At 42.7% G+C, this 24,612-nt stretch carries 21 protein-coding genes; 11 read left to right on the forward strand and 10 right to left on the reverse strand.

Annotation, left to right across the window (positions count from 1 at the left end; all coding sequences use genetic code 11):
• Positions 1–9 precede the first annotated feature (9 nt).
• Positions 10–1,131, forward strand: coding sequence for a hypothetical protein (locus tag ACEN2L_RS01785; RefSeq protein WP_441741485.1), 1,122 nt, complete (start codon positions 10–12; stop codon positions 1,129–1,131).
• 106 nt (positions 1,132–1,237) lie between these two features.
• Here ACEN2L_RS01785 and ACEN2L_RS01790 read toward each other — a convergent pair whose 3' ends face one another.
• Complete coding sequence (locus ACEN2L_RS01790) at positions 1,238–2,635, reverse strand: PhoH family protein (RefSeq protein ID WP_306024119.1); 1,398 nt, start codon at positions 2,633–2,635, stop codon at positions 1,238–1,240.
• A 400-nt stretch (positions 2,636–3,035) separates the two neighbouring features.
• Here ACEN2L_RS01790 and rapA point away from each other — a divergent pair, with 400 nt between their 5' ends.
• The 4 genes from rapA to ACEN2L_RS01810 all read left to right on the forward strand — a co-directional run bounded on the left by rapA (position 3,036) and on the right by ACEN2L_RS01810 (position 7,901).
• Complete coding sequence (gene rapA, locus ACEN2L_RS01795; RefSeq protein ID WP_306024120.1) at positions 3,036–5,867, forward strand: RNA polymerase-associated protein RapA; 2,832 nt, start codon at positions 3,036–3,038, stop codon at positions 5,865–5,867.
• Complete coding sequence (locus ACEN2L_RS01800) at positions 5,867–6,523, forward strand: pseudouridine synthase (protein ID WP_306024121.1); 657 nt, start codon at positions 5,867–5,869, stop codon at positions 6,521–6,523. Before rapA ends, ACEN2L_RS01800 begins: the two co-directional genes overlap by 1 nt.
• A 59-nt stretch (positions 6,524–6,582) precedes the next feature.
• Positions 6,583–7,428: a DUF3530 family protein gene (locus ACEN2L_RS01805; protein WP_441741486.1), complete on the forward strand. Its 846-nt coding sequence runs from the start codon at positions 6,583–6,585 to the stop codon at positions 7,426–7,428.
• A 140-nt stretch (positions 7,429–7,568) separates the two neighbouring features.
• Positions 7,569–7,901 (forward strand): hypothetical protein, encoded by a 333-nt coding sequence (locus ACEN2L_RS01810; protein ID WP_306024123.1) that lies wholly within the window; start codon positions 7,569–7,571, stop codon positions 7,899–7,901.
• A gap of 4 nt (positions 7,902–7,905) precedes the next feature.
• Here the strand turns inward: ACEN2L_RS01810 and ACEN2L_RS01815 are convergent, their stop codons facing one another.
• The 8 genes from ACEN2L_RS01815 to rppH all read right to left on the reverse strand — a co-directional run bounded on the left by ACEN2L_RS01815 (position 7,906) and on the right by rppH (position 16,738).
• Entirely contained in the window at positions 7,906–9,270 is a 1,365-nt protein-coding gene (locus tag ACEN2L_RS01815; protein ID WP_306024124.1) for an AmpG family muropeptide MFS transporter, read from the reverse strand.
• Positions 9,271–9,364: 94 nt separating this feature from the next.
• Positions 9,365–10,321 carry a GGDEF domain-containing protein gene (locus ACEN2L_RS01820; protein ID WP_306024125.1) on the reverse strand — a complete coding sequence of 319 codons (957 nt, stop codon included), beginning with the start codon at positions 10,319–10,321 and terminating at the stop codon, positions 9,365–9,367.
• A gap of 15 nt (positions 10,322–10,336) precedes the next feature.
• Entirely contained in the window at positions 10,337–11,347 is a 1,011-nt protein-coding gene (locus tag ACEN2L_RS01825; protein ID WP_306024126.1) for a response regulator, read from the reverse strand.
• A gap of 25 nt (positions 11,348–11,372) precedes the next feature.
• Positions 11,373–12,206, reverse strand: coding sequence for a thymidylate synthase (locus tag ACEN2L_RS01830; RefSeq protein ID WP_306024127.1), 834 nt, complete (start codon positions 12,204–12,206; stop codon positions 11,373–11,375).
• A gap of 26 nt (positions 12,207–12,232) precedes the next feature.
• Positions 12,233–13,069 (reverse strand): prolipoprotein diacylglyceryl transferase, encoded by an 837-nt coding sequence (gene lgt / locus ACEN2L_RS01835; RefSeq protein WP_441741487.1) that lies wholly within the window; start codon positions 13,067–13,069, stop codon positions 12,233–12,235.
• A gap of 10 nt (positions 13,070–13,079) precedes the next feature.
• A complete protein-coding gene (locus ACEN2L_RS01840; RefSeq protein ID WP_306024129.1) occupies positions 13,080–13,880 on the reverse strand; it encodes a sulfite exporter TauE/SafE family protein in 801 nt (266 codons plus the stop codon).
• Positions 13,881–13,912: 32 nt separating this feature from the next.
• Positions 13,913–16,201 carry a phosphoenolpyruvate--protein phosphotransferase gene (gene ptsP, locus ACEN2L_RS01845; protein ID WP_306024130.1) on the reverse strand — a complete coding sequence of 763 codons (2,289 nt, stop codon included), beginning with the start codon at positions 16,199–16,201 and terminating at the stop codon, positions 13,913–13,915.
• Between the two features lie 6 nt (positions 16,202–16,207).
• Positions 16,208–16,738 (reverse strand): RNA pyrophosphohydrolase, encoded by a 531-nt coding sequence (gene rppH / locus ACEN2L_RS01850; RefSeq protein WP_306024131.1) that lies wholly within the window; start codon positions 16,736–16,738, stop codon positions 16,208–16,210.
• A gap of 132 nt (positions 16,739–16,870) precedes the next feature.
• On the opposite strand from rppH, the gene ACEN2L_RS01855 reads away from it, so the two are divergent.
• The 3 genes from ACEN2L_RS01855 to aceK all read left to right on the forward strand — a co-directional run bounded on the left by ACEN2L_RS01855 (position 16,871) and on the right by aceK (position 20,201).
• Positions 16,871–17,521 (forward strand): lysoplasmalogenase, encoded by a 651-nt coding sequence (locus tag ACEN2L_RS01855; protein ID WP_441741488.1) that lies wholly within the window; start codon positions 16,871–16,873, stop codon positions 17,519–17,521.
• On the forward strand, positions 17,511–18,185 hold the full coding sequence (gene mutH, locus ACEN2L_RS01860; RefSeq protein ID WP_306024133.1) for a DNA mismatch repair endonuclease MutH: 675 nt from the start codon (positions 17,511–17,513) through the stop codon (positions 18,183–18,185). Before ACEN2L_RS01855 ends, mutH begins: the two co-directional genes overlap by 11 nt.
• A gap of 261 nt (positions 18,186–18,446) precedes the next feature.
• Entirely contained in the window at positions 18,447–20,201 is a 1,755-nt protein-coding gene (gene aceK, locus ACEN2L_RS01865) for a bifunctional isocitrate dehydrogenase kinase/phosphatase (RefSeq protein WP_441741489.1), read from the forward strand.
• Positions 20,202–20,210: 9 nt separating this feature from the next.
• Here aceK and ACEN2L_RS01870 read toward each other — a convergent pair whose 3' ends face one another.
• On the reverse strand, positions 20,211–20,600 hold the full coding sequence (locus ACEN2L_RS01870; protein WP_306024135.1) for an MAPEG family protein: 390 nt from the start codon (positions 20,598–20,600) through the stop codon (positions 20,211–20,213).
• Positions 20,601–20,811: 211 nt separating this feature from the next.
• On the opposite strand from ACEN2L_RS01870, the gene ACEN2L_RS01875 reads away from it, so the two are divergent.
• Genes ACEN2L_RS01875 through ACEN2L_RS01885 form a run of 3 tightly spaced genes read left to right on the forward strand, consistent with a single transcriptional unit; the run spans position 20,812 to position 24,573 of the window.
• Positions 20,812–22,863, forward strand: coding sequence for an ATP-binding protein (locus tag ACEN2L_RS01875; RefSeq protein ID WP_441741490.1), 2,052 nt, complete (start codon positions 20,812–20,814; stop codon positions 22,861–22,863).
• Between the two features lie 40 nt (positions 22,864–22,903).
• A complete protein-coding gene (locus ACEN2L_RS01880; protein ID WP_441741491.1) occupies positions 22,904–23,617 on the forward strand; it encodes a ZIP family metal transporter in 714 nt (237 codons plus the stop codon).
• The gene (locus ACEN2L_RS01885) at positions 23,617–24,573 is read left to right on the forward strand and encodes a 1-aminocyclopropane-1-carboxylate deaminase/D-cysteine desulfhydrase (protein ID WP_441741492.1); all 957 of its coding nucleotides are present in this window, start codon (positions 23,617–23,619) and stop codon (positions 24,571–24,573) included. The genes ACEN2L_RS01880 and ACEN2L_RS01885 overlap by 1 nt, the downstream gene beginning before the upstream one ends.
• Positions 24,574–24,612 lie beyond the last annotated feature (39 nt).

The following is a 24,612-nucleotide window of genomic DNA, read 5'->3' on the forward strand; positions in this document are numbered from 1 at the left end:
GCATCTAAAATGAAAAAATTAATACTAATAGGTTCTCTTTCTTTACTTGCAACAAGCGTTCAAGCTGAACTTCGTATAAACGGTTTTGCCAACCTAATTGGTGGTATTACTAGCTCTGATGACAGTATGTATGGTTATGATGATGATTTTTCTTTTACTTCAGAAAGCTTATTTGCCGTACAAGTGAGTGGCGACATCAACAGTAAGATGACGGCCACAGGGCAAATAGTCGCTCGAGGAAAGAATGATTATGAACCTGATTTTGAATGGGCTTATATTACTTACCATGCAACGGATAATTTATCTGTCTCTGCAGGGCGTTTACGCCAGCCTTTGTTTCGTTATTCTACTTCAAGTGATGTGGGGTATTCCTATCACTGGGTAAATGCGCCTAGAGTTATTTATGATGTGCCTTTTGCCAACATGGATGGCGTGCGTTTTGACTATAGTGGTTACTCTGGCGATTGGGAATACAATTTGCAGTTAGGTTTGGGGGGCTTTTCAGCAGATTTTCAGGGGGCTAAAGCTAAAGCATCTAACCTTGGCATATTTAGTGCTGAGCTAGTTAGAGATTGGTTTAAAGTGAGAGGGGTATATGGAAGAATAAACCTTGTTAATTCTAGCCCTGAATTAGAGGACGCATTTGATACGCTTAGGAATTTAGGTTTGCCTCAACTGGCCAGCGACTTAGAAATTAAAGATGACACAGGTACTTTTGCAGGTGTGGGTATAGAGGTGGATAAGTATGATTGGTTTGTGAGTGGGGAATATACTCAGGCTAAGACGGAAAATTCATTTCGTCCAAAAGTTGACTCTTATTATGTTACGGCCGGAATGCGTAAAGGTAAATGGACACCATCCATAACATACGAAAGTCAGGATTCTAATAAGCCAGCTAAGTTCACTGAGCAGTTGATCGGATTGCCTTCAGATATTTTACCTATTGCAACGGATATTAGTTTTGGATTACAGAGTATTTTTATAGAGGAATATAGCGTGACGTCAGTTGGTGTGCGTTATGACTTAGACACGAATGTGGCATTAAAAGCGGATGTGAGCAAACGTAGTGATGATTTGGATGATACTAGAGATGCAACGGCCGTTCGTTTTGCCATTAACTACATATTTTAGGTAGCCCTAATAATAGGGTCTGATACGTGTTTAAAGTATCAGACCCTTTGTAAATCTCACTTAATGCACCCCGACCTAGTAATAGTGATTCGTATATCCCATCCACTTACATTTGTTCTTCGGCAAACTCAGCTAAGCGGCTACGCACTACGCCATCTAGGTTAATGGTGGAGCTACCCGAAAAATTCTTAAATTTCTCGACTAAATACGTCAATCCAGATGTAACAGCGCTCAAGTAGTTACTGTCTATCTGAGCTAAATTACCAGAGCAAATAAGCTTGGTCCCTTCACCGCATCGGGTAATGATGGTTTTGAGTTGAGAGGCAGTTAAATTTTGCGACTCATCCAAAATCACGATGGCGTTTTGAATGCTTCGCCCGCGCATAAAGTTGACTGACTTAAACTGAATATTGGCTTTTTCCATAATGTAACTCATGGAGCCTTTTACATTTTCATCATGTTTATGCAGCACTTCTAAGCTGTCAGTGATAGCTGCAAGCCAAGGTGCCATTTTTTCTTCTTCGGTACCCGGTAAAAAACCAATAGATTCGGCAATTTCTGGTGTGCTACGCGTGACAATAATCTTATCGTACATGTTTTTCTCTACCACCATCTCCAAGGCGGCAGCCAATGCCAGCAGGGTTTTACCGCTACCTGCAGGACCCGTTAGAATCACCAAATCGATATGCGGATCGAGCAAGGCATGTAAGCTCATCGCTTGGCCTATATTTTTCGGTGTAATGCCCCAAGCTCTGCGTCCCATCAAACGGTCAACTCCGAGGTCCAATACTTCAAGATGCTCGTCAGTCATCGACTCAACTATGCCTGCAAACTTACCTTCTTCATCAATTAAGAATTCATTGACATACGCTTCAGGTAATACTTTTCGCTCAATGGTATGGATGGTATCGCGCCCTTCGGTACGACTATCGACCGACTTGACTTGATTCCAGAATTGACCGGAGAAGGTATGGTAGCCTTTTGATAGATACTTAATGTCACTAATCAGTTGGTCGGTACGGTAATCCTCAACTAAAGCCAAACCTGCACCTTTTGCTTTGAGTCGCATATTGATGTCTTTGGTAACTAAGACCACTTGACGAGGTGCAAACTCCGCCTGTAAATGCAGGGCACTATTGATGATGCGATTGTCATTTTCATTACTGGTAAACACGTGTTTGTCGATAGGCAGACCATGATCAACAAAGATTGAAAGGCTACCCGAAGGCGCCGTGTCGCCTGCTCCTAGGCCTTTCATTGACACGCCATCGACCATTTGCTCTGGCGTGGCATCGTGTAGCAAATCTTCCATCGCGCGAATTGATACGCGAGCATCTCGCGCAACGTCTTTTTTACTATCTTTAATATAATCTAGCTCTTCGAGCACCGTCATGGGTACAACAACGTCATTTTCTTTAAAGGATAAAAAGGCGAGTGGTTCGTGAAGGAGTATATTGGTATCTAACACATAAATTTTTGAATCTAGTGCTGCTTTTTTTGGCATCCGTATCTCCACATCAATGAGGCTTGAATATCTGTGGTAGGCATGGTTGGCTGCAGATTTGATCGGACAAAAGTCTAACCGTGAACCTCGCAAACCTCACTCACAGACTAGTCTACAGTCTGAACAATTTTTGATTTATTGCTCAGCTGTAAATCAACAATAAACCACTTTTTCTCCATATTCATCAACTTTTCCACCCATCGTCCTATTAATTTTTAGGAAAAAATAACGGATCAGCACGTAAGTCGATTTTAATTTGATACAATATGACGCTGCACTCGGCGCAGTGCGTGACAAAATGGGCGTCGTGCATCTTGCTTAAGCAAATCTGCCATACTGCTGCCATAATCATATTCACAACAATACAGAAAATTCATTTAGACAGGAAACCGTAATAACGATGGCGAAACAACAACTATTTGCTTTGGGACAACGTTGGTTGAGCGACACTGAGTCAGATCTGGGGTTAGGCACGATCATTCTGCTCGACAATCGCACGCTTACGGTACTTTTCCCTGCAACGGGTGAAACAAGAGTATATGCAGCGCAGTCAGCCCCTCTTACTCGTATTCAATTTGAAGCGGGTGATACCGTTAAATGCCATGAAGGCTGGGAACTATTAGTTGAACGCATCACCGAGCAAGATGGCCAACTTACCTATTATGGAACTCGTCTCGATAACAAACACGCTGCTGCGCTGAAAGAAACATTTATCGACCATCATTTTCAATTAAGCCAGCCTGAGCAGCGTTTGTTTAATGGTCAATTTGATCATCCAAAATGGTTTAACTTACGTGAGCAATGCTTACAACATCAATTTAATCATAGTGTATCGGACTTATTAGGCTTTGTTGGCGCTCGTGTGGATTTAATTCCTCATCAGTTGCACATCGCTTCAGAAGTGGGGCGTAGACATGCCCCACGAGTCCTGCTTGCTGACGAAGTAGGGTTAGGTAAAACTATTGAAGCTGCCCTGATCATTCACCAACAATTACTCACAGCACGAGCACAACGAGTGTTAATAGTCGTGCCATCAAGTTTGGTGCATCAATGGTTGGTCGAGATGTTACGTCGGGTCAATTTAGCGTTTTCAGTGTTTGACGAAGAACGTTGCGAGGCGATGTCAGAAGATGCAAGTAACCCCTTCGATGCAGAGCAATTAGTCATTTGCAGCTTGGATTTTTTAACCCATAACAGCCGCTATTATCAACAAGCCTTAGCGGCTCAATGGGATTTAATGGTAGTCGATGAGGCGCACCACCTTAAATGGTCACAGGGGCAACCGTCACAAGAGTATCAAGTCATCGAAGAATTAGCTCAAGCCACTGCAGGTGTTTTGCTATTAACCGCGACGCCAGACCAGCTTGGACATGAAAGCCACTTCGCTCGTTTACGCCTGCTTGACCCTGCGCGTTTTCACGACTATCAACGTTTTGTTCATGAAGAACAGCAATATAGCCAGTTAGCGCAAGCCATCACGCCCTTATTAAGTGGTGAGAGTTTAAGCGCTAATGACATAGCGGCTATCAGCCAGTTTGCTGATAGCAGCATGCTTGAAAACATCAATCAAGCGGATCGCCAGCAAAGAACCAAATTACTGCATACCCTGCTCGACCGCCATGGTACTGGGCGAATGTTGTTTAGAAATAGTCGCGCAGGAGTTGCTGGCTTTCCTGGCAGAAAACTTCTGTCTTATGGCTTAAGTCAGCCACTCGAATATCAAATGCTATTAGCGCTTGAACCCAATAATCTGCAGTTGCACCTCACTCCAGAGCGTCACCCTAATGTAGTGAACAGTTGGGTGGATGTTGATCCGCGCGTTGTATGGTTTGCCGATAAACTCAAAGAATTAAAGGGCGAAAAAGTCCTGACAATCTGTGCGAATGCTGCCACTGCCATGCAGTTATCTGAGGCTTTGCGCATTAAAACGGGCATACGCTCAACGGTTTTTCATGAAGGCATGAGTATTGTTGAACGAGACAAAGCGGCCGTTTATTTTTCTCAAAGTGAAGAAGGCGCACAGGTACTGATATGCAGTGAAATTGGTAGTGAAGGTCGTAACTTCCAGTTCGCCCATCATTTGGTCTTATTTGACCTGCCACGCGTTCCCGATTTATTAGAACAACGAATTGGACGCTTAGATCGAATAGGACAAAAGTTCGATGTGTGCATCCATGTGCCGTATTTTAAAGAAAGCGCTCAGCAAGTCTTACTTGATTGGTATCATCAAGGCTTAAATGCCTTTGAACAAACTTGTCCCAGCGGCATGATAGTTTACGAAGAAACCCAAGAAGCCTTGTTGAATTGCTTGCAAAACCCTGAGGATGAAACGCAATGTCATCACTTGATTAATCAAACCGCCGAACTGCATAGAACACTTAAGTTAAAAATGGAGCAAGGACGTGACAAATTACTAGAGCTTAATTCTTCTGGCCAGGGTCGTGTAGAACAATTTTTGGCTCGCATCTTAAATGCCGAAGAGTCTCCAACTCTTGAGTTATTTATGACAAAGTTGTTTGATGCAATTGGTGTATTACAAGAAGAAAAAGACGAAAGTTGCTATTTACTTCGCCCGACGGAAACCATGTTAAGTCCGCTTCCCGGTTTAGATGAGGAGGGAATGACCGTTACGTACGAGCGCACTACGGCTACTCGGATCGAAAACGCCCATTTTCTCAGCTGGGATCATCCCATGATCACTCATGCGATGGACATGTTAACTACCGAAGTCATTGGTAAAAGTTCTGTTGGCTTGTGCCAAGATAGATCGCTACCCGCTGGTGCATATTGGCTTGAATGTTTGTTTGTCCTCTCGGCCAAGGCAGAAAAAACCATGCAGTTAGCGCGTTTTTTACCACCAACTCCCATTAAAGTTTGTATTAATACCAAACTAGAAAACGAAGATAAGTCGTTTTTTAAAATTGAGTCTGTACGGCCTAAAATGGGTGTGCAACTGATTAATGCTCTCCGCACACAGGTTGTTAGTGCATTAGAAACGGCCCAAGTACAAGCAGAGCAATTGGCAGGAGAAATTAAGACTGAACGTCAACAGCAAATGCAAACCTTACTTGGCGATGAATTAGCGCGCTTACAAAGTTTATGTGAAGTGAATCCAGCGATTAGGCCTGAAGAAATAAGCCATCTAGAAGAACAGATAGGCAGCCTGACTCACTTAATTACAAGTGCTAAACTGAATTTGGAAGCCGTACGCTTGGTCGTCAATAACCCCTAATGGCGCTACTAAACTACCAACCACCACTCTCGCCCTATTTAAGGATAATTTATCAAGATGACGATATCGTGATACTTGATAAACCTTCAGGGCTGCTGAGTGTACCCGGTAAAGCGCCTGAACATGCTGATTCACTGCAAGCTCGTGTGCAGCGTGTATTTCCAAGCGCAAGTATTGTTCATCGTTTAGACATGGCCACATCTGGCATTATGCTTATGGCCATGAATAAAGCTGCGCACCGGCACTTGTCTCGCCAATTTGAATTAAGACAAACAGAAAAAAGTTACGAAGCTATTGTGTACGGCTGGCCATCAGAAGAATCCGGGGAGGTGAATCTTCCTCTCATCTGTGACTGGCCGAATCGCCCTAAGCAAATGGTGGATCATGAACGAGGCAAAAAAGCACTGACTCGTTGGCAAGTACTCAGTAAGGGCAAGGACACATCAAGGATTGAACTGTTTCCTATCACTGGGCGTTCCCACCAGCTTAGAGTGCACATGTTGAGTCTTGGTCACCCTATTATTGGCGATCGCTTGTACGCACACCCTACTGCACTTTCGCTGGCCTCACGTCTTCACTTACATGCCAAATATCTGAGCTTTAATCACCCAAGCAATGGAATAAAACAACGCTTTTTCAGCCCAGTTCCATTTTAAGTTAAAGTCTGGTGCTATGGGGTACGATATAAGTGTAAGGTTAGTCAGGGCGAACACGTGTGGCATTTAATCAAACAGTAGTAATTCTCTTAGCTTGCTTGATGTGTGTGCCTGTGACAGCCGCAGTTAACCCATCCGTGTTAGCCACCCTAGACTTAGAAAGAGAATTTTTTAGCGATCGATATATAAAGCTAAAAGTGGGCGATGAATATGTTCTAGTGATGCTGCAAGAAAACACCAATGCTATTGCTAGAGGAGTCGCTATTTTAGTTACGCAGAGTCATACCACCTTAACGAGCAAACACGGCTTAAGCCCTTTGGTATCAGAACTAAATGAACTTGGTTGGGTAACTATGTTAGTGCCTAGCCCCCCCACGCAGTTTCTTACACCGCGAGAAAATATCGAGCCCGTGACAGACAGTACGTCTTCCCTTCCTTCGATTAAAGATTCTGGCAAATACCTCTCTCAACAAACCTTGGATGAACATTTACAACGTTTATCGGTAACCATGCTAGCGGCAATTGAAAAAGCCAAAGAATATCCAGGGTTTATTCTGGTTATTGCTCAGGGGACTAGTGCAGCCAGTCTCATCCATCTATACGCAGAGCAAAGCCTCCCCTCACCCGACGCGATGGTCGTCATCGAGCCGTATTGGCCTGATAGACTAACCAATCAAAAACTCGCCAAACAATTAGCGAGTACATCTATGCCGGTTTTAGATTTTTACAGTGATGGGGACAACGTCTGGAGTGCCTCTACCGTTCAAAAACGCAAAGTCGCAACCATTAGATCGCTAAAATTGCACTATCGACAGAGAAAAATCATTGGTCTTAACGCAATGGATAGCGCTGCACCTTATATTAGTAAAGAAATTTACGGTTGGTTAAGTCACATGGGCTGGTGAGCAATATTTATCAAAAAATGCTATTAAATTTCAAATACATAAAGTTTACACAATCTTTACACTGTCAAACTTCGACAAACCTTTAGAATCTTAACTATAATTACTCGCATCTAACTCAAAAGAGCTGAACTAAAAGACTCGTGCAAACCGTCCACAGCTTCATCAAAAATAAATCTAAGCAATTGGCCTACTTTGTCAATGCGTATTTAGACTACAAAATTGTCTATGAAGAACTCGATTTATTCTTTTGGGATACCATGGAAGAATGGGCGCAAATTCAACAAGGTAAACACCTGCCATACGGTCAAAATGAAAACGTATTTTGGCACCTTATGCATCAAATTCACTATTGGCCGCAAGAAACCTTGCTCACTGATTTGTTCTTACGAGATGAATTAATGACTTGCGTAGATGCCTTGTTAGGCCAGAAAAAATATCCCTTCCCCATGGATTGCATTGGAATAAGACCTTAACCCCTTAGCGATTGTGATATTCGCCACGCTCTAAACGTCCAATATGGTCACGGATGGTCCACAAGAAAATAAGACTCGGGACGACCATCACTGCGGTCAAAACAAAAAATGCACTCCAGTTGCCGTCCATCCAGTCTACTAAGAAACCACTGCTTGATGCCATAAACGTCCTGCCTAATACTCCAAGCGATGCCATCAAGGCATATTGCGAAGCGGAAAAAGCCTGATTACATAACAAAGAAATAAACGCAACTAAGGCCACCGAGCTCCAAGCAGCTGTGAATCCATCTACAAAGATCGTTGCTGCATACAGCGCTTTGTCAGGGCCAACTTGGGCCATTAAAGCAAACATTAGATTACTTGCAGCCATCGCAATACCACTGACCATTAAACCTCGATATATCCCATAACGAATATTCACCATGCCACCGATCACCGAAAATACGATCGTGATCCACCAGGTTAATAGCTTTGAATAGCTACCAATATCACTATTAGAAAAGCCTAATTCTTTGTAGAAAACAATACTCATTCTGCCTAAAAATGCTTCACCTATTTTAAATAAAAAGATAAACATCAAAATTGAAAAAGCTAACTTAAAGGTATTCCGTTGAAAAAAATCACGGAAGGGTTCAACCAAGGTAACTAATAACCAATTAAGCATTTTTTGCCTAGTATCGAGTAACGCTCCGCTAGCAGCTTGCCATTCAGAATAAGCTTTAGCCGCAAGCTGCTGCCGATATTCTCGATCTGTCACCGGTTCTTCAGAAACCAATACCACCAAGGCTAAAAGCGCCATAATTCCAGCTAAGACAAAATAAATTTCGGACCATTGCCAATTAGGTAAATCAGCAATAAAAAAAGGAATTGCCCCCAAGCCACCAAAGCCGGTCCACCAGCCTGCCGTAGCCATAGCGGAGGCGGCAGAAAGCGTGTCTTTTTCTTCTGGTTTAATGATGTCGATACGATAGGCATCAATCGAAATATCTTGAGTGGCTGAGAATAAGGCCAATGAAAAGCCAATCAGTCCAGCAAGCAGTAGCTGCTCTTTCACCGGAATGACGGCTAAGCCTATACATGCCAGAATAATAAGGATTTGAGTACTTAGTATCCAGCCCCGTCGCTGTCCTAAAAACGGCGGTTTCACTCTATCTAACAATGGCGACCACATAAAATTAATCGAATAAGCAATAAACATGGAGCCAAATAAGCCAATAGAAGAGCGGCTTAAACCGGATTCTTGCAGCCAAGCCGATAAGGCTGAGCCAATCATAACCCAAGGAAAACCACTGGCTATACCAAATAAAAAGATGAAAAGGAGACGTTTATCTTTGTAGCACAATAAAGTGGATTTAAAGGTGTGGATCACAGGAAAAATCTATAAAAAATCATAAGGCTATTGGATCACGTCCACTGATTATATTCAATCAATTATTCGATTACGCACAAGTGAAGCTGGTGCTTTATTCACCAGCAACGACTACCTTGTTTCTACCCGAAGCCTTAGCTCGATAAAGCGCTTGGTCAGCAGCTTCAAGCCATTGGGTATGACTCTTAAATTCACCATTAAAACCTGCAATACCAATACTAATAGTAAAGTTAATTTCATGTTCTTCATGGATAACTGTGTATTTTTCAACTAAGCGACGGATCCGTTCAGTCAAAAATTCTACATTCGCCACTGGCGTATCAGGTAACAAAATAGCAAACTCTTCACCGCCATAACGCCCACACACATCGGTTTCTCTTGTTGCTTTTTTAATGATGTGCGCTAATGAGCGAATGACATCGTCACCAGCAGGATGACCATAGGTATCGTTTACTCTCTTAAAGTGGTCGATATCGATCATCACTACACTAGAGGGATGGTCATTACGTTTTTCACGTTTAAACTCTAAATCAAACTGTTCTTCCCAATACCGCCTATTGTACAAACCAGTTAAACCATCCACTCGGCTGATTTTTTCTAGTTCTTTGTTGAGTGTTTGAATACCTTGACGATTTACCGCTTCATCCGTTACGTCATAAACCAGTATACAAATTTGCTCTACTTGACCACTGAGTGAAGCGAGTGGAAAAATAGTGATATTTTGGTACATGTAGTCACTTTGTGAAGTAATGGGTCGAATGGTACCAAATTTAAACAAATAGGGACGTTGCTCCCAAATCACAAAAACCGGACAGCGTAATTTAAAAGCAGGCTCTGCTTTGCGCTTGAACCACTGTTCATCTATCTCAGGAAAAAACTCGAAAATACTTTTATCTAATATGAAGCCAGGCACAATATTACTGTGGTTTTCCATAAACTGGTTCCATACCTGCACTTCAAAATTTTTATTAAGTACAACAATACCGACTTCAATAGAACCTAGCAGGTCATGTTTCCAATGCATTTCTGCTAAGCTTGAATCAATGGCCATCACTGCTCCTCAGTATTAAATTTTAACTAATTTATCTAGAATCAAATCAATCGAATGATTTGGAAATAGTAAGAGTAAATCAAAGTTTATATCTTGGCTTTTTATTGAATAAGCAATTTCAATCGCCAATATCTTGTCTTGTTTTTTCATATTACTTTTGAGAATGTCGTCTAAATCACAGTGCCGCCCCAATATGATCGGGTGATTATGGCTGAAGGTGACATGCAGTTGCTCAGAAAGCGCATTAAGACATGCTCCAATCAAAATATTTGATACGTCCATAAGCGCTTCGAGTTCTAACTTTTCGGTACTGGTGCCTTTATCATATTTGAGTAATTTCACCATATTGGCAAAATTAGATTCATTGAAAATAACTAGGGCTTCGCCATTGATACCTGAGCCGATAAACCCTTTAGAAACGGCTGATACCTGCTCATTACGCTGAATATCGGTAATGGCCATATGCAATTCATTATTAGTGATTAAATTAACATTGGGGATGGGTAAGTTGATAAACTCGCCTAGCATCTTGGCCAAACTTTCACCCGCTTGCCCCATTGCGACATTGGCCATTTCTCTGTAAGCGTCTAAGCTTTCGTCGCGAGACTCCATCTGGAATTGAGGCACGCTCTCAGCGCGATGACTGGCAATCGCTTCACCCGAATAAAGACCATATTGGTTAAGAATTTCTATTAATTTGCCATTGTCGATAGGTTTGCGAATAAAATCGATCGCACCCATACCCATCATTCTTACTCGAGCCTCAGGTTGCACATCACCAGAAACAACAATAACTAGGGTTGGTAAATCCTCATCACGTATGGCTTGCATGGTTTCATAACCATCCATCACTGGCATGTTGAGGTCAAGAAACATTACATCGGCTTTACCAGCACGGATGAATTCTAAGGCTTGCAAACCATTTTCAGCATGACTAATTTCAACATCCCAACCATCGGGAATTGATCTTTCCATTTGCCTGCGGGCAAAACCAGAATCATCACAAATGAGTACGGGTGTTGTCATATGACTGTATTACCTTTTACAAAAATCAAATTGCGATTGGTGCTTTAATATGAGCATGCGATTGATAATTTAGTAGCTCAAAATCGTCAATCGTAAAATCAAAAATATTTTTTATACTAGGGTTAATCACCATATTGGGCAAGGGAAATGGCTCTCGGCTTAGTTGTAATGTCGCTTGCTCAAGGTGGTTAACATATAAGTGTGCATCGCCGAATGTGTGAATAAAATCGCCTACCTGCAAATTACACACTTGAGCAATCATCATAGTCAGTAAGGCATAACTTGCAATATTAAATGGCACACCAAGGAACACGTCGCCAGAGCGTTGATACAACTGACAAGACAACTTGCCGTTGAGAACATAAAACTGAAACATTGTGTGACAGGGTGGTAGAGCCTGTCGTCCTTGCTGGGCATTTTCTTTTGGTGAAAATTGAGTATCAGGTAGAACGCTGGGATTCCACGCACTGACAATCAGGCGTCGAGAATCAGGATTATGCTTTATTTGCTCTATTAACTCACTAATTTGGTCGATAACTTGGCCGTCAACCCCTTCCCAACTGCGCCATTGCTTACCATAAACAGGGCCTAATTCACCTTCCTCAGTTGCCCATTCATCCCAAATTTTTACATTGTGCTGGCTTAAATAGGCAATATTGGTTTCTCCTTTAAGAAACCATAACAACTCATGAATAATAGACCGTAAGTGACACTTTTTGGTCGTCACCAACGGAAAACCTCGACTCAAGTCAAAGCGCATTTGATAACCGAATACACTCAGGGTGCCGGTGCCGGTGCGATCTTCTTTTTTTGTGCCCGTATCAAGTACATGGCGCATTAGTTGTAAATATTGCTGCATATCTGAGTCTCTACATTTTTAACGAACTAAGATTTTACGTTCTTATTTATCTTTGTCTTTGGTAGGGCTTGCTCTGGATGGGCATTGTATCGATAAGCCCACACAATTAGGGCAAGTCCGGTAATAATCATCGGCAATGACAAAATTTGCCCACGGGAAATAAAGTCATGATACAAACCCAGATGTTGGTCAGGCTCGCGGAAATACTCAATTAAGAAACGAAAGGCACCATATCCCAGTAAAAACAGCCCACTTACAGCGCCCCTCGGGCGTGGTTTACTTGAGAATAACCATAGAATAATAAATAAAGCTACGCCTTCTAAAGCAAACTCATAAAGCTGAGATGGATGACGAGGTAAATTGCCTGCATTAGGAAAAATAACCGCCCATGGAACGTCAGTGGTGCGCCCCCAAAGCTCAGCATTTAAGAAGTTCCCAACACGTCCAGCGCCCAGACCGATAGGCACTAACGGCGCGACAAAATCACCAACCGTTAATAAATGACTCTGCGTTTTGCGAGCAAATAACCACAGCGCACAAATCACACCAATCAAGCCCCCGTGGAAAGACATTCCGCCGGTCCAGATTTTAAATAAATATAGAGGATCTTCTAAAAAAGTAGGGAATTGATAAAAGAACACATAGCCGACACGACCGCCTAAGATGACGCCCAAAAATCCCCAAAATAACATGTCGCTGAGCTGATCTTTACTCCAGTTAGTGCGAGATAATCGTTTACTTGCCAGCCAAAATGCAGCAACAAAACCCACTAAATACATTAGCCCGTACCATCTTAAACTGATGGGTCCTAAGCTAACGATAACCGGATCAATATGGGGAAAAACAAAATAACTATCATTCATTGGTTTTTACTTATCCTAACAACATACGCAGGCTGACGAGTATCAGAAATCCTGCAAAAATTTTCTTTATAAGTTGCGTATCTAATTTTTGCCCTACCTTGGCACCCCAAGAGGCCGTAAACACCGATAGCAACACAATCCCCAAACTCGCTGGCAAATAAACATAGCCAAATGACAATGGTGGCAAGTCTGTATGATGCCAACCCGCTTGTACAAAACTTAAGGAGCCAAATACTGCGATAACTAAACCACAAAATGCAGCGCAGCCAATAGCGTGTTTAATATTAACGTTAAACCACACTAAGGACGGCACTAGAATGGCACCACCGCCTATCCCCATTAAGGCCGACAAACTCCCCGTAGCCAAGCCAATGCCGCTTAAAATGCCTTTACTCACCTCTTGAGCAGAGGCTTTACGTTTACCAAAAACCATATAAATAACTATGGCAATCACCAAAACAGCAAATATCTTTTTCAACAACTCACCGGGGATCATACTGGCAAATTGAGCGCCAACGATAGCCCCTATGGCCATACTCACACCGCTGTAGCTGAGTATGTAACGGTCTAAATTACCCAATTTATAATGCGCGAACGACGCGGACAAACCGGTAAACATGATGGTTGAAAGTGAAGTCGCAATGGCCATTGGCATGGCAAATGAAATATCAAGCCCTAGTTTATTCATGAATAAATAAACTAGGGCAGGCACCATAATAAGACCACCGCCTATGCCTAAAAGGCCAGCCAGAAATCCAACCCCCGCCCCCATCGCTAAACACCAGAAAAATATAGTGATTACTACGTCCAATTATTGACCTGCATACTTATATTTTATCTGCATTATATGCCAGCTCGTACGAGGCCGCCCAAACCAATTGTTTCTAAATAAAGATTCACTTCTTGACGCACTTCCTTGGGATTATCAAGGGTCAATACTCTGTGTAATAACAACTCAGATTGCTGCAAACTGACATTACGCACCACCCATTTAACTTTAAGTAAATTATGGTTGTTCATACTGAGTTTACGATATCCCATGCCCAACAACAGTACGGCACCCGCAGGCTCGCCTGCAAGTTCGCCACACACCGTAACCGGTACGTTCAAAGCATTTGCTTGTTGCACAATATGATATAGAGCAGTGAGTACTGCAGGGTGATAACTGTCATATAGATCGGCGACTCGTGCATTATTGCGGTCCACCGCCAATAAATACTGTGTTAAATCGTTGCTTCCGACCGAGAAAAAGTCCACGTGTTTGGCCAATTGGGGTAGCTGATAAATCACTGCAGGGACTTCAAGCATCACGCCTATTTTGGGTTTTATAATTTTCTCACCCAATTCGGCAGCTTCTTCCGACACTTCAAATAAAGCTTGGGCCAACAATCTTTTTGCCTCTTTCACTTCATTTACCGAAGTGATCATCGGCAACATAATGTTGAGGTTATCTAGACCAATACTTGCACGCAACATAGCCCGAATTTGCACTAAAAATATTTCGGGATGGTCAAGGGTTAAGCGAATACCACGCCAACCTAAGAAAGGGTTTTCTTCACTAATTGGAAAATAGGGTAAGGGTTTATCTCCCCCCACGTCCAACGTTCGCATGGTAAAAGGTTTCGAAGGTTGGCTTTGTAATAACGTCCGGTAAAGTTTTACTTGTTCTTGTTCGGTGGGGAATCGTTCACGCATCATAAAAGGAATTTCAGTGCGGAATAAGCCTACGCCATCTGAGTAGGGATTATCGTTTTTTTCTGCTTCAAGTGATAAGCCAGCGTTGACCAACAGACTCATTGAACAGTTATCCACGGTAATCGCCGGTAAACTATCTTGTGAGTGAATTCGCTCTGTGAGTGCTGCCTCTTCTTGAATTAACAATCCAAACTCGTGACGTATGGTGGCACTGGGCGACACAATCACATCACCGGTATAACCGTCTAATAGTATGTCCTTTTCATTGAGTAAGGAAAAAGGCACGTTAGACAAGCCCATAACGGCCGGCACACCCATTGCTCTGGCCATGATAGCAGCATGAGAGTTGGTTGAGCCACGCATGGATATAATACCCACCAGTTTTTCGCTTGGAAACTCGGCCAGCATTGACGCCGTCACTTCCTCTGCAATCAAAATGGCCTGCTCAGGGTATTGACGTTCAATGACCTTGCCGCTTGCGATGCCAAGAATATTCGCCAATACACGATTTCCCATGTCTTCAACATCCACTGCGCGCTCACGCATATAAGGATCAGACATGGTTTGAAACTGACTAATATAGGTTTCAACCACCATTTTTAGCGAACTAGGGGCGTCCCAACCTGCATTGATTTTTTGCTCTACTTCACGGCCTAGGCTGTTGGCATCCAATAAATGATGATAGAGCTGGAAGATGGCCTGCACATCATCGGGCACTTCCCCTTGAATGCGCTGTGACAGCACACTGACATCTTCTCGTGTTTGTTTTACCGCGTTGCGATACAGCAATATTTGCTTAGCTGCGTCCATGTTGCGAGTGGGCACATGGTTACGAATATTTACTAGTAGGTTACTGACATAGCCAATACCGACTGCTAAGCCCGAGGAACCAGGCACTCCTTTAAGCGATTTTTGCCAATCTTTAGGCACATTTTGCTCGAGTAGATGTACCGAGCCTCGCGCTTTTGCATTTGCAATTTGCACCGCGAGTTGGGTGGCTAGGGTAACCAGAAACGCTTCTTCGTCTTCACTAAAACGTCGTTTCTTTTTCTGCTGCAAGGTAATAACCCCGAGCACCTTACGTTGATGAATAATGGGCGCGCCAAGAAAAGCATGAAAATGATCTTCTTGTACTTCAGCATAATATTTAAAACGAGGATGGGAAGGCGCATCTTTGAGGTTTATGGGCTCTTCACGTTGCCCAATAAAACCAATTAAACCTTCAGAAAAGCCAATGGTGACTTGACCAATAGCCTCTTTGGCTAGGCCTTGGGTAGCAACGAGTAAAAAATGTTGTTGGTCGTAATTTGCAAGATAAATACTACAAGAATCGACTTTAAGCGCTTCGATTAAACGATTTGCAAGACACGTCAACGCCTCATCTAAGTTAGGCGCTTGATTAACTTCCTGTACAATTCGCTTTAACGTTTTCAACATAGTCTATTATGCCTTGCGTCGACGCTTAGGTTTACTCGTTGGGGTTTGGCCAATACTCGCTGTCTCTGGCATTGCCGTTGGGGCAAACTCTTTCATCACACGTCGATACACTTCCCGTTTAAACGACACCACGTTTCTGACGGGATACCAAAAACTCACCCAGCGCCAATTATCAAACTCAGGATGGCTTGAATGTAGTAGATCTACGTCTTCTTCTTTACAGGTCAATTGTAACAAAAACCACTTTTGTTTTTGCCCAATACAGACTGGATTACTCCCCTGTCTTACTAGTCGTTTCGGTAATTTGTATCGTAACCAATTCTTGGTTACCGCCAGGATTTTTACGTCTTCTGGTTTTAAGCCCACTTCTTCATGGAGTTCGCGATACATCGTTTGTTCGGCAGTTTCATTTTCATCGATTCCGCCTTGCGGAAACTGCCAAGAATGTTGTCCATAGCGCCTTGCCCAAAATACTTGTCCTAGTTCATTGCAAATTACTATGCCAACATTGGCGCGGAATCCTTCGGCATCAATCACTTAGACTCCCAAGAACTCTATTCTTTTAATGTCTGGCATTCTTCCATAAACTACTTGGCTTTCAAAGGAATAAAACGCGTCAAACAGACACTAGATGATTATTTCTGCAAACTTGTTAGCTAAGAGATATAAATGAATATCAGACATATCCGTCTCATCCCGCTATTTTATTGGCTATTGGCCCTATGCTACATAATTGCAGCGTCGTTTTATCATTATCCTTTGCAAGCCATGCACAAAGCAGCGCCTATCCTGTTTTTAGCCATCATGACAATAAAAGGACCCAAAGGAAGAATACGTCTGTGGTTAACACTGGCATTAATTGCTAGTGCTACTGGGGATATATTATTAGCGAGTGCCCTACATAACCGTTTTATTTTTGGCTTAATAGCGTTCGCTATCGCTCACCTGTGCTACGCCATTGGTTTTATTCCTTGGGCCCAAATTACTCAACGAAACCTGCTAAAGGCGCTTCCTTTGATAGGGATATTGGTTATTATTCTGTATGTTGTGTTGCCCCAAACCGCACAACTCAAACTACCTGTCATAGTGTATATGCTTATTATTAGTGCAATGGCATTATTGGCCATTTTTGCCCAAACCCACGGTTTATATTTGCTAAGCGGTGCTTATTTGTTTGTTATTTCAGACAGTTTGATCGCTCTAAATAAGTTTGTCATCGCCCTGCCAGCAGAACACTTGCTAGTTATGTCAACCTACTATGTGGCGCAATACTGCTTATTTACTGGCTGCATGAAACAAGAGAAAACTCATGTTATTTAGTAGTTCACCACCTCGAGACCGTGAGGAGTTATTAGAACGTGCCCAACAGATAGCGGGACTAACCTTAGGCGAGTTGGCAAGTATGGTTAATGTCAAAGTGCCAAGTAATTTTAAAAGGGAAAAGGGCTGGACAGGTCAATTACTTGAACTCTATTTAGGCGCCAACGCGGGCTCTAAAAGCCAACAAGATTTTGCCTCCCTTGGGATTGAACTTAAAACCATCCCCATCGATTTACAAGGCAAACCCTTAGAAACCACCTACGTTTGTTATGCCCATTTAACCCAAATAGCCGGTATAGAATGGCACAATTGCAACGTTAAAAATAAGCTTAGCCAAGTGCTGTGGGTGCCGATTGATGGCCGACGAGATGTCGCCCCTAAAGATCGCATGATCGCCACGCCTTTTTTGTGGACGGCTAATGCGCAACAAGAGCAACAGTTGCGCCAAGACTGGGAAGAATTAATGGAGTATATCGCCCTGGGTAAAATCGAAAAAATTACCGCACGTCATGGGCAATATCTGCAACTGAGACCCAAGGCTGCAGATGGCAAAGCCTTAACCGACGCCATTGGTCCACATGGCTCGGTGATCCAAACACGACCTCGCGGGTTTTATTTACGTAAAGAATTTACTCACGCTATTTTATCTGCGGTGTTTAACTAGACTTTTCGATAATCTATCAGAGCCTGATGTACTAGGACCTTACACGACGCTAGGCAAATCAACGCCTCCGAATGAGCTGTTAGCCCTTATATAAGGTCATGATGATAGTGAATATAACAATTAATGCACACAGTTAGACAATACCTTGAATTACTATATGGTTATGTCAACCAACAAGCATTGTCGGCTAAAAACTGGCACACAGTAGCCACTGCCTTTGGTTAGTCAAATCGCCAAGTGCACAATAATAAGGTTAACGACATGCTTGAAGTCACCAACAAAACCGATTTAAACATCCTAACCGCCACGGTGGCGTATCAAATACTCACTGGTTTTGATAAAAGTTTTCGGTGGTATTGTCGAATCACCGGCGGTGCTCAGCAACGGTTCGAGCAAGGCGAATGGCAGGCCACTCAGCAAGCAGTAAAAGAACGTATCACTATCTACGAACAAAGTTTGTCAGCTGCAGTGAGTGATATCTACCACCATGTCTTCCCCTTGCAACAAAACCATGCGTTTTGGCAAGGGCTCAAAAGTGCTTATTTGAAACTGCTCGATGAACATCCTCAATTTGAATTAGCGGAAACCTTTTATAACTCTGTAATTGGGCGGATTTTCAAACATCAAGTTATCGATAATTCTGTGATGTTTATCTTGCCTAGCCGCTGTTTTTTAGCCGGTCATTATCGTGCAAAAGTGGTTAACAGTTTTGATACCACCGGCACGGTTAGAAACCTGTTAGACGATATTTTTAAGACGTATCGATTTAACCTTGATTTTGCTCACAAAGAACATGATCTTGCTTTAGTAGAGCAAGTGATTCGACAACATTTAAGCCGCCAACAACTTGCCAGCATTCATACTATTGAGATGTTAAAGCCGGTATTTTATCGCAGTAAATCTGCTTATTTGGTGGGCCGAATCTGCATGCCTGAGCAAACGATCCCTTTTGTTATTGCCTTAATGTTAGACCAACAAAAGCAACTGCAAATTGACGCTATTTTGTTAGAGCCTGCAGATCTCAGTGTTATTTTTGGTTTTGCCCGCGCCTATTTTATGGCCGATACTCAACATCCTGCAGAAGTTGTCGCATTTTTGCATGAGCTTCTTCCTAACAAAAAACATTTCGAATTATACATTTCCCTTGGATTATACAAACACGGCAAAACCGTTTTTTATCGTAACTTTTTACAACACATGGATCACAGCGACGATCAGTTTACTTTTGCACCTGGCATACGAGGACTAGTGATGTCAGTGTTTCATCTGCCATCTTACGGGGTGGTATTTAAAATTATTAAAGACCACTTTCCCGAAAGCAAAAAAGTCACTCGTGAGCGGGTTAAGGAATGCTATCGACTGGTCAAAATGACAGATCGGGTGGGCCGCATGGCCGACACACACGAATATATGAATTTTCGTTTACCCTTAAATCGGATGGTTCCTGCCTTATTGCAAGAACTCCAAGAAGAATGCGCGGGTAGCATCGAAGTCACCTCAGAGGCTGTGATCATCAAACATTTGTATATAGAACGTAAGATGACCCCGCTGAATCTGTACTTAGAGCAAGAGACCGACCCCGATAAAATACGCCACGCCATTGATGAACTGGGTTTGTGCATTAAACAAATCGCCGCAGCCAACATCTTTGCTGGTGACATGCTACACAAAAATTTTGGAATTACCCGCCATGGCCGAGTAATATTTTATGATTACGATGAGATTTGTTACATGCACGAAAGAGAGTTTCGATTATTGCCCCGCTCTGACGACCCATATGCACTCGACACCTTATCTGTAGGACCAACAGACGTCTTCCCCGAACAATTTGAACATTTTATTGTGGGTAAAAAACACCTTAAACTATTACTCAAAGAGTTACACGGGGATTTGATGACACAAGCGTTTTGGTTAGGCGCCCAAGAAAAGGCCAAAACCAGAGAAGTACAATATTTTTGGCCCTACTCAGAAGCAAAACGACTGATCAATCAAACCCTAACGCATTCAACTTTGTAGGAGCGGGAATCAAATTAAAGCCAGTATCAACAGCCCTACAGAGCAGAAAAAACCGACGCTCCAACAGATGCTGCGAACAAGGTGATAGTTAAACCAGTAGCATAATAAATAGGCGATGCGCGCCACGACAAAGGCTACACACAAATATTGTGCGATGGGCCCAACTTGATTGAGTGCGATTAATGCCAACGCACCAGGCATAAACATGATCAAGGCTTCAAAACAATTTTCATGGGCGGCTTTAGCCCGAGCACCAAAACCAAGCAAAGCATTTTGTTGACTACGAGGATGGCGGTTATCATAGCCGCCTTGTTGCTTATTTTGCGCCAACGCTAAAGGGGCTTTAGCTAAAATAGGCATGATGGTCGCAATGAGCAAGCAAGTTAATATGAGGGTCATAATGGTCCTCCAGCGTTCCGAAAATGGTAAAAACGCATGATGAATTAGCCCAAGCAGAATTGAAAGCAAATTTGTATTCACGCCGTTTTACCCAAGACCGTCGCTTTCCTGCATATTGATAAAACGTTATAGTCCCAAGTCTTTGAAACAAGCGCTATTATTCGTCGCAAACAGCGATACGTAAGATAAGAATGAAAGGAATGAAAGTAACATGCTGAATTTGAAACGTTTGTATCAAATCACCTCAGACAATAGCTTATCTTTCTCGCAAAAAATGGAATCTTTACTGCAACTAGGCAGTAGCTATTATAAATTAGAGCTCGGTATCATTAGTGAAATAAGCGGTGAGGTCTACACTGTGCGTCATGCTGTTTCACCGGACAATGCCCTGCTTCTAGGTACGACGTTTCCAGTATGCGATACCTATTGTGTTCATACCCTTGCAACTAATGAGGCCCTGTCGTTTCATCACGCTGGCAAAAGTCGCATTGCCCAACATCCTTGCTATCAAAATTTTGGCTTAGAGAGTTATATAGGCGCCCCACTGCTAGTTGAGGGAGAACGTTTTGGCACCATTAATTTTTCTTCAAGCACCCCTCGTACCTCCCCTTTTAGTGAAGAAGAGCATGATTTTATCGAACTATTAGCTCATTGGGCTGGTAATGAAATAGCCCGCCATGAAAAAATCACCCTATTGCAGGCTCAGCAAAAAAAGATGGCCCGTCAGCAACATATACTCGAACAAATGGGCCAACTGGCTGGCGTTGGCGCATGGGAAGTGGATTTAATTACTAACAAAGCGTATTGGTCACAAGTGACCAAACAAATTCATGAAGTACCCTCAGATTATGAACCGCAATTGAGCTCGGCAATCAATTTCTACAAAGAAGGAGAGAATCGTCAACGCCTCAGTAATTTAGTCAACAGGGCGATTGAAAAAGGCGGGCACTTTTCTGGCGAATTTGAAATTATCACACACAAGGGCAATACAAAATGGGTAGCGAGCAAAGGTAGGGCTGAATTAGAAAATGGCCAATGCGTGAGGCTTATTGGCGCATTTCAAGATATTACCGAGCAGGTTTATTATCGTGAACAACTCGAAAATCGGCATAAAGAATTAAGCTTAGCACTAGAAGCACGAGGCTTGTTTTTAGCCAATATGAGTCACGAAATTCGCACGCCTATCAATGGGGTGCTAGGCATGTTACAGATATTACAAGACTCACCACTGACCGAAAAACAACAACATTTTTTGAATTTGGCCAAAGACAGCGGCTTGTCTTTACTTGGCATCGTTAACGACATATTAGATTTTACAAAGGTTGACTCAGGTAAGCTAAATTTAGAAATTATTCCAATTAAGCTACATTCCTTACTCAATAGCTGCATTGATGTTTTTATGCCAAGAGCAGGGGATAAATCCATCAAGGTGAGCAAGGACTTTAACATTAGCGATGATATGATCATCCTCAGTGATCCAACTCGTTTGAGGCAGATATGTTCTAATTTAGTCTCTAATGCCATCAAGTTTACGCATCAAGGTGGTATTGATATCCATGTTCAACTAACGCCATTAAATACTGAAAAGGCTCGTTTAACGCTTACCGTTAAAGACAGCGGCATTGGCATAAGCGAAGCGCAACTCGCCACCTTATTTCAACCTTTTAATCAGGCGGATGTGTCAACGACTCGAAAATTTGGTGGCACTGGTCTGGGTTTGTCTATCACCAAACACTTATGCAAATTAATGAATGGCGATGTGACCGTGCAAAGTGCTGTTGATGGTGGCAGTGTGTTTCAAGCATCGATTGAAGTCACCTTGCCACAAACAAATCAGATCAATAAGACTAAAGCTAGCCTTATCCACCAAACAAAAACGCTTAGCCAATTGAAAGTATTAGTGGTTGAAGATAACGAAATTAACCAAGTTGTGGTGGGTGAGATGTTGAAACAACATAAAATCGAATTTGACATTGCTGCTGATGGCCTTGAAGCCTTAGCCATTTTGCAGCATGAAGCAAAACAAAGCCGGTTTTATTCCTTAGTGTTGATGGATTGTCAAATGCCCAACATGGATGGCTATGAAGCCACAAAGCATATTCGACAATTACCCGAACCTCTTGCCAGCTTGCCCATTGTAGCGCTAACTGCAAATGCCCTTACTGGTGAAAAAGAAAAATGCCTCGCCTGTGGTATGAGTGATTATTTGAGCAAACCCATTGAGCAAGACATGCTTCATGCCCTGCTGCAAAGATTTGCGTAACCAAGCGCAAAAACACTGACTTGTTAAAGGTAGTCAAACAATGTCTTCATTATTAATGGTTATTTTAGTCACATCGTTGGCCGGCTTAGGCATGCCCTTGGGCGGACTGTTGGCCAAACTTGAACATTTTCAATCTGATTGGCTAGCGCAAGAGTTTCGCCACGGTGTCATGGCATTTGGTGGCGGCGCTTTACTATCAGCGGTTGGCTTAGTGTTAGTGCCTGAAAGCATCGAATACGTATCTATGACACAGGCAACACTCTATTTTTTAGGGGGGAGCTTCGCTTTTATGGGCTTAGATATTTGGTTAAGAAAAACCAATACGCCTGCCAGCCAATTGGCCGCGATGTTAGCTGACTTTATTCCAGAATCTATTGCGCTTGGTGCAGCCATCGCACTTGATAGCCCTAGCAGTTATCTGCTGGCTGGTTTAATCTCCCTACAAAACATTCCTGAAGGATTTAATGCCTACCGCGAGTTGCGCTCCTCACCTCAGTTTAGTCCAGCAAAGATTTTAATTGTGTTTACCTTACTCGCCTTATTAGGGCCTATTGCAGGAGTAAGTGGTTATGTGTGGTTAACCGATTACCACCATATTGTCTCAGCCATCATGTTATTTGCCTCTGGCGGCATTTTGTATTCCATATTTCAAGACATTGCTCCTCAAGTAAAACTGGAAAAACATTGGTTTCCTCCCATGGGAGCGGTGTTTGGCTTTTTACTAGGCATGTTAGGGTATATGTTGGTGCATTAGTGGAAAGAAAAACATTGATCACATCCACCAGAAACTTAGCCCAGCTTTTCGCCACGTTAGAGGTCAAAGAGGCATCACCTCAATACAGTCTAGATTTAGCTTGGCCAAACTCACATAACATTAGCGTTTCTATCAAGCGAGATGACTTGCTACACCCTATTATTTCAGGCAATAAATGGCGAAAACTGAAATATTCGCTAGCGCAAATATTGGGTAGCAGAACACTCCACATCGTCAGTTTTGGTGGTGGCTTTTCTAATCATCTGCACGCATTAGGCTTTTGTTGTCACCGGCTCAACATACGTTTTACTGCGATTGTGCGAGGCGACTACTCGGCTAATCCCAGCCCTATGTTGCACGATCTACAAATGTGGCAAACTGATATTCAATATGTCAATAAAATAACCTATCAACAGCGCGAGTCCCCTGCCTATTTGACTCTGTTGCACCAACAGTACCCAAATGCTTTAATCATTCCAGAGGGCGGTTCAAATAAATTGGCTTTGCAAGGTGTGGCTGAGATTATCAGCGAATTAGACCAACATTATGATTATATTATCGCGCCAGTTGCCAGTGGCGGTACATTGGCAGGGCTAATCAAAGCCACCGCACACAGCGCAACTCATATTCTGGGTATTGCCGCGTTAAAAGGTCAAGGTTATTTGGAAGAACACGTGCAGGCTTTGCTACCACAAACCTATCAACACTGGGGCATATGCCATGACTATCATTTTGGTGGCTATGCTAAACGTTCTAACGAACTCGTGGATTTTTGCAACGATTTTTATCACCAAACACGCATTGAAATTGAACCTATCTATAGTGGTAAGCTGATGTATGCGGTGAAAGACTTAATCAACAGAAATTATTTCAACAAAGGCAGTCGCTTGTTAATTTTGCATACTGGCGGATTGCAAGGTAGCCGCGCAATTGGGCAGCGTGCATCAATTTTGTGACTTGCTAAATTTGCCTTTGTCCTTGTAAGCTAGCCACCT

Origin of the sequence: Flavobacterium sp. W21_SRS_FM6 (genome assembly GCF_052119645.1) — a bacterium.
Lineage (GTDB): Bacteria > Pseudomonadota > Gammaproteobacteria > Enterobacterales > Alteromonadaceae > Paraglaciecola.